Origin of the sequence: Argonema antarcticum A004/B2, assembly GCF_023333585.1 — a bacterium.
Classification (GTDB): Bacteria; Cyanobacteriota; Cyanobacteriia; order Cyanobacteriales; family Aerosakkonemataceae; genus Argonema; species Argonema antarcticum.
On sequence record NZ_JAIQZN010000057.1, the window covers coordinates 1 to 13,120 of the forward strand.

The 13,120-nt window shown below is 46.7% G+C and carries 14 protein-coding genes; 8 read left to right on the forward strand and 6 right to left on the reverse strand.

All coding sequences use genetic code 11. The features are described 5' to 3' along the window. Positions 1–344 precede the first annotated feature (344 nt). From sodB to LAY57_RS22150, 4 genes are all read left to right on the forward strand, one after another. Positions 345–944 carry a superoxide dismutase [Fe] gene (sodB, locus tag LAY57_RS22135; protein WP_249069023.1) on the forward strand — a complete coding sequence of 200 codons (600 nt, stop codon included), beginning with the start codon at positions 345–347 and terminating at the stop codon, positions 942–944. Between the two features lie 119 nt (positions 945–1,063). Next, positions 1,064–1,297: a hypothetical protein gene (locus LAY57_RS22140; RefSeq protein ID WP_249069024.1), complete on the forward strand. Its 234-nt coding sequence runs from the start codon at positions 1,064–1,066 to the stop codon at positions 1,295–1,297. A 151-nt stretch (positions 1,298–1,448) separates the two neighbouring features. Continuing rightward, positions 1,449–3,602, forward strand: coding sequence for a polyphosphate kinase 1 (ppk1, locus tag LAY57_RS22145; RefSeq protein WP_249069025.1), 2,154 nt, complete (start codon positions 1,449–1,451; stop codon positions 3,600–3,602). Positions 3,603–4,048: 446 nt separating this feature from the next. Continuing rightward, positions 4,049–4,423 (forward strand): response regulator, encoded by a 375-nt coding sequence (locus LAY57_RS22150; RefSeq protein WP_249069026.1) that lies wholly within the window; start codon positions 4,049–4,051, stop codon positions 4,421–4,423. Positions 4,424–4,456: 33 nt separating this feature from the next. On the opposite strand, the gene LAY57_RS22155 is transcribed toward LAY57_RS22150, so the two are convergent. Further along, positions 4,457–4,639: a hypothetical protein gene (locus LAY57_RS22155; protein ID WP_249069068.1), complete on the reverse strand. Its 183-nt coding sequence runs from the start codon at positions 4,637–4,639 to the stop codon at positions 4,457–4,459. A gap of 98 nt (positions 4,640–4,737) precedes the next feature. Continuing rightward, on the reverse strand, positions 4,738–5,022 hold the full coding sequence (locus LAY57_RS22160) for a hypothetical protein (protein ID WP_338022465.1): 285 nt from the start codon (positions 5,020–5,022) through the stop codon (positions 4,738–4,740). A 226-nt stretch (positions 5,023–5,248) separates the two neighbouring features. On the opposite strand from LAY57_RS22160, the gene LAY57_RS22165 reads away from it, so the two are divergent. Next, positions 5,249–5,809 (forward strand): DUF2854 domain-containing protein, encoded by a 561-nt coding sequence (locus tag LAY57_RS22165; protein ID WP_249069027.1) that lies wholly within the window; start codon positions 5,249–5,251, stop codon positions 5,807–5,809. A gap of 111 nt (positions 5,810–5,920) precedes the next feature. On the opposite strand, the gene LAY57_RS22170 is transcribed toward LAY57_RS22165, so the two are convergent. Then, positions 5,921–6,178: a CRR7 family NDH-1 assembly protein gene (locus tag LAY57_RS22170; RefSeq protein ID WP_249069028.1), complete on the reverse strand. Its 258-nt coding sequence runs from the start codon at positions 6,176–6,178 to the stop codon at positions 5,921–5,923. A 481-nt stretch (positions 6,179–6,659) separates the two neighbouring features. Here LAY57_RS22170 and LAY57_RS22175 point away from each other — a divergent pair, with 481 nt between their 5' ends. The 3 genes from LAY57_RS22175 (at position 6,660) to LAY57_RS22185 (ending at position 11,441) form a co-directional block, all read left to right on the forward strand. Next, positions 6,660–7,658 carry a YegS/Rv2252/BmrU family lipid kinase gene (locus tag LAY57_RS22175; protein ID WP_338022466.1) on the forward strand — a complete coding sequence of 333 codons (999 nt, stop codon included), beginning with the start codon at positions 6,660–6,662 and terminating at the stop codon, positions 7,656–7,658. Positions 7,659–7,925: 267 nt separating this feature from the next. Then, on the forward strand, positions 7,926–8,945 hold the full coding sequence (locus LAY57_RS22180) for a response regulator (protein WP_249069029.1): 1,020 nt from the start codon (positions 7,926–7,928) through the stop codon (positions 8,943–8,945). 273 nt (positions 8,946–9,218) lie between these two features. Continuing rightward, positions 9,219–11,441, forward strand: a complete 2,223-nt coding sequence (locus tag LAY57_RS22185; protein WP_249069030.1) for an amylo-alpha-1,6-glucosidase — start codon at positions 9,219–9,221, stop codon at positions 11,439–11,441. A 312-nt stretch (positions 11,442–11,753) separates the two neighbouring features. Here LAY57_RS22185 and LAY57_RS22190 read toward each other — a convergent pair whose 3' ends face one another. The 3 genes from LAY57_RS22190 to LAY57_RS22200 form a co-directional block, all read right to left on the reverse strand. Then, the gene (locus LAY57_RS22190) at positions 11,754–12,143 is read right to left on the reverse strand and encodes an AAA family ATPase (RefSeq protein WP_249069031.1); all 390 of its coding nucleotides are present in this window, start codon (positions 12,141–12,143) and stop codon (positions 11,754–11,756) included. A 28-nt stretch (positions 12,144–12,171) separates the two neighbouring features. Then, the gene (locus LAY57_RS22195) at positions 12,172–12,474 is read right to left on the reverse strand and encodes a DUF2973 domain-containing protein (protein ID WP_249069032.1); all 303 of its coding nucleotides are present in this window, start codon (positions 12,472–12,474) and stop codon (positions 12,172–12,174) included. 105 nt (positions 12,475–12,579) lie between these two features. Continuing rightward, positions 12,580–12,927: a DUF2605 domain-containing protein gene (locus LAY57_RS22200; RefSeq protein ID WP_249069033.1), complete on the reverse strand. Its 348-nt coding sequence runs from the start codon at positions 12,925–12,927 to the stop codon at positions 12,580–12,582. Positions 12,928–13,120 lie beyond the last annotated feature (193 nt).

The window sequence follows — 13,120 nt, forward strand, 5'->3', positions numbered from 1 at the left end:
ATTTTACTATGGGTTTGGGCGAGTGTGGTAAGGCCAGGGAGTAAAAGTGAAGGATTGTGAGTAAATGTTAGTAAAGTGACAACTGTTGATGAACCCTCAGATGGCAAGATGTTCGACTTTCGATATAAAGTTCTATCATAAATTTGGGATTCACCAGTTTTGTAACTCGAACTGGTGAGCGGGAACCCCCTAGCCCGCTAGTTCAGTAGTGCTGAGTGCTAAGTGCGGAGTGCTGAGTATGACCCCACGGATGAATCCGGGGATTTAAACCATTTACCGAGTTTGGTGAAGCTAGCACTTGCATTAGGTCTAAAACCAAAATATCTCAAAGAGGATCGAACACGATGGCATTTACACTTCCCGAATTACCTTACGCTGATAACGCCCTAGAGCCGTATATGTCGGCTGAAACCTTCTCGTTCCATCACGATAAGCACCATGCTGCTTACGTGACCAACCTCAACAAGCTGATCGAGAACACCGAACTAGCCGACAAGTCCCTTGAAGAAATCATCAAAGCCACCTTCAAAGACTCATCCAAAGCCGGTGTATTCAACAACGCAGCGCAGGTTTGGAACCACACTTTCTTCTGGAGTTCCATGAAACCGGGCGGTGGCGGGACTCCCAGCGGCGCATTAGCTGCAAAAATCGACGCTGACTTCGGCAGCTTCGACAAATTTAAGGAAGAATTCAAAAACGCCGCCGCCACCCAGTTTGGTAGCGGCTGGGCTTGGCTTGCCTTAGACAACGGTACGCTGAAGGTCACCAAAACCCCCAACGCCGAAAACCCACTAGCCCACGGCCAAACTGCCCTGCTAACTTTGGATGTTTGGGAACACGCCTACTATCTGGATTATCAGAATAAGCGCCCAGACTTCATCTCCACCTACCTCGATAGCCTGGTTAACTGGGACTTCGCCGCCGAAAACATGGCTGCCGCTTAAACCAAGTGTTGGGTAAGCTTTACCCAAGTCTTACCTGAGCTTAAACACTCACGAAGACAGCCAAGAGTAAAATTGTGGCTGTCTTTATTCATATTTTCAGACTTTGTGACAATAAATTTATGGATAGCAAAGAACTAGCTCAGTACGTTGAAGCAACAGACAGCATCTCAAAGCCGTGGCTGCTGGTGCAACTCCGTCTCAAAAAACTCCAAGAACGTCGCGCCACCCTTTCACCCGAAGTCTACACTAACGAGCTGGCAGACATTCATCAAGATTTGAGCAATTTAGGGGAATGGTGGATTGGCATCGAAGATGAAGTATTCGGTACAGATGGGATGATGGGTAGTGGGTAATGAGTAGGGTTTTTTCGTGTCAAATATGCTGTAGTAGGGACACGGCATAATTAACTGTTTTGTATAACCGACTTATGTACGATCCCCTGTCCCTACAAAAATGTTCATGGGAGTGTCAATACCAATTAACTCTTTCCTACTCAAAATTATTATGGCTAAAACCAAAAAGACTACCACTGCCATCAACCTCAACGACCCGGAATATTATTTCAGTCGGGAATTGAGCTGGTTAGAGTTTAATCGCCGAGTTCTCTGTGAAGCGATCGATCCTCGCACGCCTCTACTGGAACGCCTCAAGTTCATGGCGATTTTTAGCTCAAATATAGATGAGTTCTTCATGGTTCGCGTCGCGGCGCTGAAGCAACAGGTGGAAGCAAAGGTAAGTCGTCTGTCACCAGATGGTCGAATGCCAAGCGAACAACTGGATGGAATTAGCCAGCGACTGCGCCCCCAAGTCGCCGAACAGCATCAGCATTTCGAGCAACAATTGCGACCGATGCTGGTCAAGCACGGAGTCAATATTCTGGACTACATAGACTTGAACCAGGAACAGCGGACTTACTTACAAAAATATTTTGAAGAGCAAATTTTTCCAGTCCTTACTCCCCTGGCGGTCGATCCCAGTCATCCTTTTCCCTACATTTCCAATCTGAGTCTAAATCTGGCTGTGGTGATTCAAGACCCCGAAACGGGAGAGGAATTTTTTGCCCGTGTAAAAGTTCCCAAAGTGTTGCCCCGGTTTTTACGCTTGCCAGATGAATTGCGGGACAAATCGGCAATCTGGACAGGAGTTCCCTTAGAACAAGTAATTGCCCATAACCTGGCATCTTTGTTCCCAGGCATGAATATTCAGGAATGTCACCCTTTCCGAATTACTCGCAACGCTGATTTGGCGGTGGAAGAGGATGAAGCAGAAGATCTCCTGTTGGCTATAGAACAGGAACTTCGCAAACGCCGGATGGGCCGATCGGTGGTGCGGCTGGAAATTCAAGCTACTACTTCCGAACCAGTGCTAAAGATGCTGATGCAGGAGTTGTCTTTAAATCAAAATGATGTCTATGAAATAGAGGGTTTGCTGGGACTTAGCGATTTAATGTCTTTTATGGAATTGCCAGCCCCGGATTTGAAAGACCCTGTGTGGAGTCCCGTGGTACCTCCGCGCTTGCGACGAATTGTCGAACCCGATGGGCCGCATTTCGACCGGGACACAGAAGAAGGGGAAGATTTTTTCAGCGTTATTCGCGCTGGGGATTTACTGCTACACCACCCCTATTACTCTTTTGCGGGGACGGTACAGCGTTTCATTACTCAGGCGGCACATGACGCAAATGTGCTGGCGATTAAAATGACTCTCTACCGCACTTCTGGAGATTCGCCGATCGTTAATGCTTTGATTGCAGCGGCGGAAAATGGTAAGCAGGTGGCGGTATTGGTGGAACTGAAAGCTCGTTTTGATGAAGAAAACAATATCCTTTGGGCACGCAAACTAGAACAAGCTGGGGTTCATGTGGTCTACGGTTTAGTAGGTCTAAAGACTCACACCAAAGTAGTACTCGTAGTACGTCGAGAGGACGATCGCATTCGCCGCTATGTCCATATTGGCACTGGCAACTACAATCCTAAGACAGCCCGTGTTTATACGGATCTGGGCATTTTAAGTTGTCGTGAAGATTTGGGGGCCGATCTTACAGATCTGTTTAATTATTTGACTGGCTATTCTCGGCAACGGTCTTATCGTAAGCTGTTGGTAGCACCAGTGAATCTGCGCGATCGCATGACTTCCCTGATCCGGCGAGAAGCAGAACATTGCCAAAAAGGTTATTCCGGTCGCATTGTCGCCAAAATGAATGCCTTGGTCGATCCCAAAATTATTGCTACGCTATACGAAGCTTCGCGAGCGGGCGTCCAAATCGATCTGATTGTGCGCGGAATGTGCTGTCTGCGTCCAGGACTCCCAGATTTGAGCGAAAATATTCGCGTTATCAGCATTGTGGGGCGATTTTTAGAACATTCGCGGATTTATTATTTTCATAATGGAGGTCAAGAGGAAGTCTACATTGGCAGTGCCGATTGGATGACTCGCAACCTCGATCGACGAGTGGAAGCGATCGCACCTGTAGAAGACACAAATCTCGCCAAAGATTTACAAGAAATCCTGGGAATTATGCTGGCAGATAACCGCAAAGCTTGGGAATTACAGTCGGATGGCAATTATATCCAACTGCGTCCGCCTGACAACGGCAGAGAGCAAAATGCACAAACGATTTTGATGGAAATGGCGCTCAACTCAGGTGGTATAGCCTAATTCAAACTTACGCTTTTGTCACTCTTTTGCCGGGTACGGGGAAATCGGAAGATGGGAAGAGAGATAGATGAAGAACTTTTACCTCTTCATCATTAAGCGATCGCCAATTCCTTTCTCAAAAAATCTAGGCTGCACAATATCAGTGAATATACGCAGAAACAAGCCCTCCCTCGCGGATAATCCGAAATAGACCGAAATTTCACTGAAAAGACTTAATTTTTAACTCCAGTATTGTTATACTAAGTGTTTTTTAAGAATTAAGTCTTTGTATTACAGATTGGAGAGAAACTTAAGGGATATAAGTGCCCAATCAATTTTCTTGACTAGCTCAAATGATAGATGAAAAACAACACTCAGCAAGCTTAAACTAAAGTACCTTTAACAGTTCCTAAGCATCTGAGGTCGTAATGTTGTCCTGTTGCGATAGTTCTACTCTAAAAGTCCTAGTGGTTGACGATCACGAACTCACTCGGCTGAGTCTGAAGTTTGCCCTTTCTAGTCAAAAGAATATCGAGCTGGTTGGCTTGGCCTGTAACGGTCAAGAGGCCATTAGAATGGTTGAACGCTACCACCCTGATGTCGTCATTCTTGATTTGCAGATGCCGGTCATGGACGGTTGGAGTGCTTCTAGCTGCATCAAAAATATATATCCCCAAGCGCAAATCATCGCTTACTCAGCAGTGGAACAGGAACAAGCTGCCGCCATGAACCCGAAGGCAAGCGTTGATGCCTTTTGCAGCAAAGAAACAGCCACTCACGATCTGATCGAGCTAGTCAAAGAACTAGGTCACCGGAGTGGCAGCAGTAGTGAATTCGGCTAACGCTTGATAGAGTAACCAGGCACAGCTAAGATCTTAACTTGCTTGAGCTTCTGGAAAAGTTCTTTTAAACTCCTCGATCAGATCGTCCATTTCCTCCAATGCCTGGTTGACATCAATTCTCAGAGTGCCCAGGTCTGGTTGCTCTAACAGCCGTAACAAAGCCTCGCGTTTGCTTTCAATCAAGGAAATTCGTTCTTTAATTGTCTCTGGCTCCATCATTTTTATTTTTTGGTTTCGCTTACTCACACCTCAAGTTTAATTGACATTCGAGATCGCATCTTTTGGAATTTTATAGTTGTTGCTAAAATCCGCCCCTACCGCAGAAAAGGGGGCCGATCGCTATCTGTATGCTTATTCTTAACCGATTCAGCAATAAATCGCTTGAGCGCCTTCTCCCGATTTTTCATAAAGGCAGCCCAAAACCCTGGTTGAAACTCATCCATAGTCTTAGCTAGAGCCCAAACATCTACAGCTAGGATGTTATACAGCGTTTCATCCTCCCGCTTGAGCGAGTTAATCTGCTCTAGTAGGTTACGCTCTTGAGTGCCATTCTGGTTTCCGTCCGCAGTCATGTTTAAGCCCACACTTAAGATTGACATCCTCCCCCAAACCCCCACGATTCGATAGAAGGTGGCGAGTCCGATCTACCGTACCCTACGGGAAGGCTATGCCTACAGCGGGCTATGCCTTAGCGAATCCTGCACGCTAGGGCTATAAGCCTACAGAGGCACGCACTCCCGGAAGCGCATACCCAAACCCAAACTTCATCCTGTCACGTATCCATAGAAAATAATAAGGATTGCTGAATTCAACTATCTAATCAATATGTTACGTCAAACTTCGCTGGCAACATTGGGCTTAACTGTCGGTAGCATTTTAACCGTAGTCGGATTCGCCGCTTATTTTGCTGATAATGCCACGCTGAATCTGGTAGGTTTTTTTTACGGCTTTCCTCTTTTGCTAGGAGGACTGGCTCTCAAGGCGAACGAACTCAAGCCTATACCATTTTCTCAACCAACGCCTCCAGATGTGCTGGAACTGCGAAACCAGCAAGCTACCATAACACAAAACAAGCTTCGCAAAGACTTGACTCGCCATAGCTACGGTCAAGATACGCAGTTCGATAGACCCCTATCTCAGCTAGGTTTGAGCCCAAGAGACGAAGTACGGCCTACGATCGAGGGTATACGAGAAACACAAGTCGAAGGTGCTTACACTTTGGTGCTGGAATTTGAATCTCCGCAGATACCCCTTGAAGTTTGGCAACAGAAGCAGGAGAAAATGGAAAAATTTTTTGGCCCAGGCGTGCGAGTTGAGTTGACCCAGCCCGAAAGCGATCGCATTGACTTGGCCCTAATTGCGACAGAGCTAGGGGCTAGGGGCTAGAAAAGTCAAAAGTCATTAGTCATTAGTCATTGCTCCCCCACTCTCCCACTCTCCCACTCCCCTTTTTGACTTTTGACTTTTGACTTTTGACTTTTCTAGCCCCTGGCCTTTTTACTTTTCCAAGCGCACCGCATACCACTGGAGATACTTCCCTGGGCCTACATCCAATTCACAAAAAGTATCTAGCAAATATTGGGCTTGGGACTCTAGGGATGTAAATTTCTGCAAATCCGGTGGTAAATTATCCTGTTGGTGAGCCAAAATCCCCTTGAGTTTTTCTAACAACTCTTTATGCGTGAGGAATTGCTCTGGTTGGTTTGGTTCTAGGACGACAAAAGCATCCTGCTTGAACATTATGGAGTCTGGCATTTTGGGTTCTTGGTATTTAAATCTATAATAAATATTAGTAATTAGCTAGCCGCTCGCCAAGAAGATTGATACCGAAAAATCCTAAAAAAGGGTTTTTGCATTACCATAATGCTTTCCGCATCTGTGTTCATCTGCGGTAAAAAATCTTTTAAATCTACTTTTCGGATCGGATATAAGCCCAACCGCTAGTAAAGATTCGATAGATTATATCGGAACCGCTCTCGTCGGTTAAGGCATTCTTAATTCCACCAAACCCTTGATAAGCTGCTACGCATCTAAATCGAATACAAAGACGGGCAGGATGCCCATCCCACAAGAAGATCGGAAAAACTGACTGTCAAATTAGATGCGTAGCAGCTTAATAAACCTTTCTTACCCTAGCCCCTAGTCCCTAGTCCGTAGCTATATTATATTGCCAGAGTCCCTCAGTTGTTTTTTTTCTTACACTAATAGAGAGAAAAAGCGACAAACGATAAACAAAGTGGTTAAACGGTTTGATATGACCCGTTCTGCTGTTCTGATCTTTAATCCGGTTGCCGGTCAAAATGACCCAGAGCAAGATTTGGCTCAAATCAGGAAAATTTTAGAGCCAGATATTGACTTGGAAATTTTGTTGACTACACCGGAAGTTGATGCAGGTATTTTGGCTGGAGAAGCTCTAGCACGGGGTGTCGAAACCGTGATTGTCTCCGGTGGTGACGGCACCATCTCAGCCGCCGCTGCTGCCTTAGTGGGAACAAACATTCCTTTGGGAGTAATTTCGCGAGGCACTGCCAATGCTTTTGCTGCGGCTTTGGGTATTCCAAACACTATCCAAGGAGCCTGCGAAACAATCTTGGGGGGTGTCACCCAGACGATCGACGCGGCCTACTGCAACGGCAAACCAATGGTTTTACTGGCTGGAGTTGGGTTTGAGGCCGAAACGGTTGAGAAAGCCGATCGAGAAGCTAAAAATCGCTTTGGAATGCTAGCCTACATCTTAGCTGGAGTACAACAGCTCAGAGAGTTTGAAAGATTTGAAGCAGAGATTGAAACCGAATCCAAAATTATCACAGTTACGGCAGCTGCCGTGACAGTAGCCAACATAGCACCGCCCACATCGATTTTGGCTCAAGGGCCAGCCGGTCTAGTTGTGGATGATGGTCTGTTGGATGTGACAGTAGTGGCACCAATCAATCTAGCAGGTGCGATCGCTGCCTCCTATCACCTACTCCAAAGCGCTCTTGCCGGTAATGCCTCTGAGCGAGACGATATCGGTTATCTGCGGACAAGAAAAGTCAAAATAAGCGCCCAGCCACCACAGAAAGTTGTTCTTGATGGTGAACTGATCGGCAATACTCCTATTGAGGTAGAGTGCGTTCCAGGGGGATTAACGCTGATCGTACCCCTGGTTGAAGAAGCGCCGCCTTCTGAAAAACTGTCGGGGCTTTCTGGCTTAAAAATTGAGTCTAAAGCACCCTTAGAATCGGAGGAAGTTTGAGTTTGGCATTCAAATGCCAATAGTTCGTCAATCGTGGTGGCAATGGGCTACGCGCAGGCTACGCCAACAAACCACCATAATTGACCCAAATTCTTCCCCTCTCATGCGTGGCATGGAAGGGGTGCCCTTTGGAGCGGTTCACAGGCGGCGATCGCAACCCGTTATAAATGAAAGAAACTCTTCTCCCCCGCTCCCCCACTCCCCCACTCCCCCGCTCCCCCACTCCCCCACTCCCCCACTCCCCCGCGAGTCTCTTAGGAGGTTTTAATGAACAACGGAGGCTGCCAACCAGAACCACCGCTGATCCTGATCGTCGATGACGAAAAAATGATGCGAATTCTGCTGCGGCGAGCGCTGGAAAAAGAAGGATACCGAGTGGTAGAAGCTACTAACGGTCAGGAAGGAATAAATGCTTACCAGCGCATCAAACCAGATCTGGTGTTGCTAGATGCCATGATGCCGATCGTGGATGGTTTTACTTGCTGTGCCCAATTGCAATCATTGAACAATGACAATTCTGAAAAAAATCTATCATACAGCAAAGGGTCAGGCCAACAAGATTCACCTTGGGAGATCCGCGAGCGTCCCACACCAGTATTGATTGTGACCGGCTTAGAGGATGCCGAGTCTGTGGATAGAGCTTTTGAGGTGGGTGCTACGGACTACATCACTAAGCCGATTCACTGGGCTGTGCTGCGCCAGCGGGTGCGTCGTTTAATCGAACAAGCTCAACTATACAAACAGTTAGAAGCGGCAAATCAAGAGTTACGACGGATTGCCTGCTTAGATGGCCTTACTCAAGTGGCGAACCGTCGAGGGTTTGATGAAACCCTCGATCGCGAATGGCGGCGGATGGGACGAGAGCAAGGATCGCTGTCGTTGATTTTGTGCGATGTGGATTTTTTCAAAGGTTTCAACGATACTTACGGTCATCTAGCTGGAGATATATGTTTGCAGCAGGTTGCTGCGGCTATTCAGGTCGCTGCCAAACGTGCTGGCGATTTGGTGGCTCGTTACGGCGGCGAAGAATTTGCGGTGATTTTGCCCAACAGCCCTGAAGCAGGTGCAATTCATGTAGCGCAGGAGATCCGCGCTAACGTAGCAGCCATGAAAATTGACCATCCCAAGTCTGAAGTTAGCCAGTACGTTACCCTTAGTTTGGGTATTGCCTGTATCATTCCCCTTCCCAACTACGAGCCGAGAATGTTAATCGATACTGCTGATAAGGCGCTCTACCAGGCCAAAGCTACCGGACGCGATCGCTTTATCCTCAGCAAATTGGGATAGGGGAACTATTGCAATCTGGTCTAATTTTTGACGGCTAGCCCTTAATGTAAAAATTAAAAATTAAAAATTTTTAATTGGCACAAATCCTCTGAATTTTTCGTTATGAATAGATTTAGAGCAGTGTCAGTTGAACTTGTCGATTAAAGAGCGTTCAAAGTTTAACATTATAGACCTTAAGGGTTTGTTTTGCTTAGACCGTATTGGTTACAGCGGCAACGCCAGTAGCCTTATAAACCTGCGAAAACCTTACACGCTTAGCGAAAATTGGTTGGAATGGCACTAGATATTCTTGAGCTTGATGGTAAAACTTTTGTAAGAGCAGATCAACTGCCCATCCCAGAATGGCCTTGCGTTTTGAATGATGAGCCTCAGCCGACGCTCACCATTAAAGACGACGATATGTTTTTGGTGACCGATACGCTGGGCAACATCGCGTGCAATTTAAGAGATGACGTGAACGCCAGTATGGGGCTGTTCTGTGCTGATACCCGGTTTCTGAGTCGCCTGGAGTTGCAGATAGAAGGTCGAGCCCCTGTCTTGCTCAACAGCACAGCCGATAAAGGGTTTATGCTCTCGGTTTTGTGTACTAATCCCAAAATAGAAAATCGTCTCACACCTGACACCCTGGGAATTCGCCGGGAACTGCTGCTTAATGGCGCTCTGTTTTCAGAATTAGAAATCACTAACTACAGTACTAGCCCTGTTAGCTTTGAACTGAGTATTAGCTTTGATGCTGATTTTGTCGATTTATTTGAAGTCCGGGGCTTTGGAAGGGAAAAACGGGGGGAAGCCTTGCGATCGGTCCTTGACGGAAAACTAGCCCAAGAAGAAACTCTAGATCTGACGCTAGCTTATCAGGGTCTGGATGGCTCGATCGTCGAATCTCGCATCCACTTCGATCATCGTGCGCCAAACTTTTTCAAGGGTTACACGGCGATTTGGCAGCTACAGATGGAACCTCACGAAACCCAAAGATTGGGTTATCGGCTTGTGATGTTTACCAATAACCGACCGACATCCAGGCCCAATATCCCTGCTACTCTGTCGCAAGCTAAGGCAGCTGAGTACATGGAAGAGCAAAATTGGGCTCAACAGATTACGCGAATTCGTTCCGATAGAGCCCTATTTAACCGGACTATAGAGCGTGGTGAACAGGATGTTTACTTGCTGCGCCAGTCGTTTGGTAAGAACTCAACGCTTTCTGCTGGGGTGCCTTGGTTTTCGACGTTGTTTGGACGGGACTCAATTATTGCGGCGTCTCAAACTTTGATGCTCAATCCCACGATCGCACGCGAAACCCTCAATATTCTAGCCGAATATCAAGGTAAAACAGATGATGATTGGCGGGATGAGCAATACGGCAAAATCTTGCACGAGATTCGCTTTGGGGAAATGGCTCGCTGCAAAGAGGTGCCCCACACGCCTTATTACGGCACTGTGGACGCCACACCCCTGTGGTTAATGCTCTACGCCGAGTACTATGCTTGGACAGCCGACCTGGAAACCCTGGATCGTTTGTGGCCCAATGCTTTAGCGGCAATGGATTGGATCGATCGCAACTGTAAAGAAACTGGTTACCTCAGCTACGCCTCTCGATCCCAACGCGGTTTAGTCAACCAGGGGTGGAAAGATTCTGGAGATTGTATTGTCAATCGTAAAGGTCAGCAGGCCAATGGCCCGATCGCTCTATGCGAAGTGCAAGCTTATGTTTATGCTGCGAAAGTGCGTCTGTCTGAATTTGCCAGAATGAGGAAGCGGATTGATTTGGCCGATCGCTGGCAAGATGAAGCCAGAGAGTTAAAAAACCGTTTCAATCGCGATTTTTGGATGGAAGATGAAGGTTTCTGCGCTTTAGCTGTGGATGGCGAAGGTAAGCACGTTGACAGCATTACTTCCAATCCCGGTCACTGTCTGAGTCTTGGTATTCTCACCCCAGAAAAAGCTTATAGCGTAGCAGAACGACTGCGGGCACCCGATATGTTCAACGGTTGGGGTATTCGCACTCTCAGCAGTCTATCACCAGCGTACAATCCAATGGGCTATCACATCGGCTCTATTTGGCCTCACGACAATGCGCTAACTGCGATGGGGTTACGCAGTCTCGGTTTGGTCGATCAAGCCTTAGAAATTTTCCAGGGATTAATCGACATGACTCAGCATCAACCCTATCAACGTCCGCCAGAACTGTTTTGCGGCTATGAGCGTAGCGGCGATAATACTCCCGTGCGATACCCTGTTGCTTGCTCACCCCAAGCTTGGGCGACCGGCAGCATCTTTCAGTTACTGCAAATGGTTACTAATCTGGTGCCAGACGCCGCTAATAATTGCTTGCGAATTATCGATCCGGCTTTGCCAGAGTCGATCGATTCTTTATCGCTGCACAATCTGAGAGTTGGGGGAACTCTGCTGGATCTAGAGTTCGATCGTACTGAAAATACTACTTCTTGCAGAGTTGCCAAGAAGCGGGGGAATTTGCGCGTTGTAATTGAAGCGTAAACTACTGTGCCTTAGCTTCGCTCGATCGGCCTAACCATTGCCGTTGGGCGAAGCTCTCCCCAAGAACTGATATCATATCCGGTGGCATCGGTTGTCTAAAAAAAATCACTCTCTTATCTGTGTTCATCTGTGTTCATCTGTCTTCATCTGTGGTAAAAATTTAACCCTCGATGACAACAGACAATTTCTCGCATCACGCTTACGCTACCGATGCAACCGGACATGATATGATATCAAATCCGGTTTCATAGGAATTATTCCTATTTTCTCATCTACTCAGATCAAATAATTGGAGTCAATCGTTGCTCAATTTCATGAATATAGGTGATAGCAAGCTTTCCAATCCTTCCGATCTTTGTATCCCCAAAAACCACTTGCAGTAACAGACATATTGTCTCGCCCAATTGTGGTAATAAATTGAGGCGCTCTTTCATACTGAAAAATATTTGCGAATGATGAATTAGCAAGCCGACTGAGATAATGCAATGCTTGCAAGACTGATGTTTTACCAGAACTGTTCTGTCCTACAAGTGCGTGTAGGCGAGAACTATCTAAAATAAGTTGCGTATCTCGATGACTTTTGAAGTTATGAAGTTCTACTTTTTCTAGCATTTGATTGCTAACATGAAAGCTGATTTTTCCGGCCAACAGTGTCAACAAAATTTCCCGATAGTTTTGGTGCGTTAACGCAGTGTAACGCACCCTACAAAAACTTCTTTGAATTGCAGGATCAAGAAGACGAACTTTCTGGGGGATTTTGATAAAGCGATTCTAATTGTTGACGGGCATCTTCAACGCCGATCGATCGCATCACCAGAAGAGGTTCATCGATCACGTTGCCAGCCGCATCCAGAAACTCTGGGTGCGGCACCTGCTTAGGTCTGCGAGAACCTGAACGGTAAGCTCCTTGAGAACTTGAAGACAAACTGCTGTAATTATAATCAGCACTTATGCTTATCAAACTGCGGATCAGATTGCCAACGGCTAAAAAGGCAAGCAAAGTAAAGGCTAAAATGTAAAGTAGGTGTAACATGAGATTTTCCTCCAAGTCAGACAGTCTATAGGGCGAGCCGTGAAAGATTTTATGGTAAAATCGACAATTAACAAGGCTTCTGCGAGTGCAGACATCCTAGATGTTTTAGTCTTGCCTCTCCTTGTCCTGTTTTTGTTCGGTAGACTGCTCAAGGCGAAACCGCATTCCCACCTGCCAGCATTCCATCACCAAGCGGTGCCACGGGACTAGCGTTGCCGTTTCCACGCCAGCTTGACCCCCTGTTGCTTTATAAAGCATCTCGACTGTGCTTACCTCACTCTGAGCGTGTTTCACGCGCTTCAAGAGGTCGGATTGCTCCTGTTGACTCAAGAAAGAAATTTCTTTTGTTTCCAGTAAGTCGCGCGATCGCCCAAACCAATATTGAAAGTCATCCAACAACGGCTGCAACAGGCTTTTGAGCAACTCAGACTCAGGCAGGTTGGAGTTAAGCATGAATTAAATACAGATTACTAACTTATCTAAATAATAACCTTAAATCAATTTACATTTCGTTACAATTTAAATTGGTGATTGGGGAAAAGGTGATTGGGAATTGGAAGAACAAGGAAGGTTACTCTGCCCCACTCACCCACTCACCCGCTCCCCCGCTCCCCCACTCCCCCACTCCCCTGCCCTTCTGCTGGTT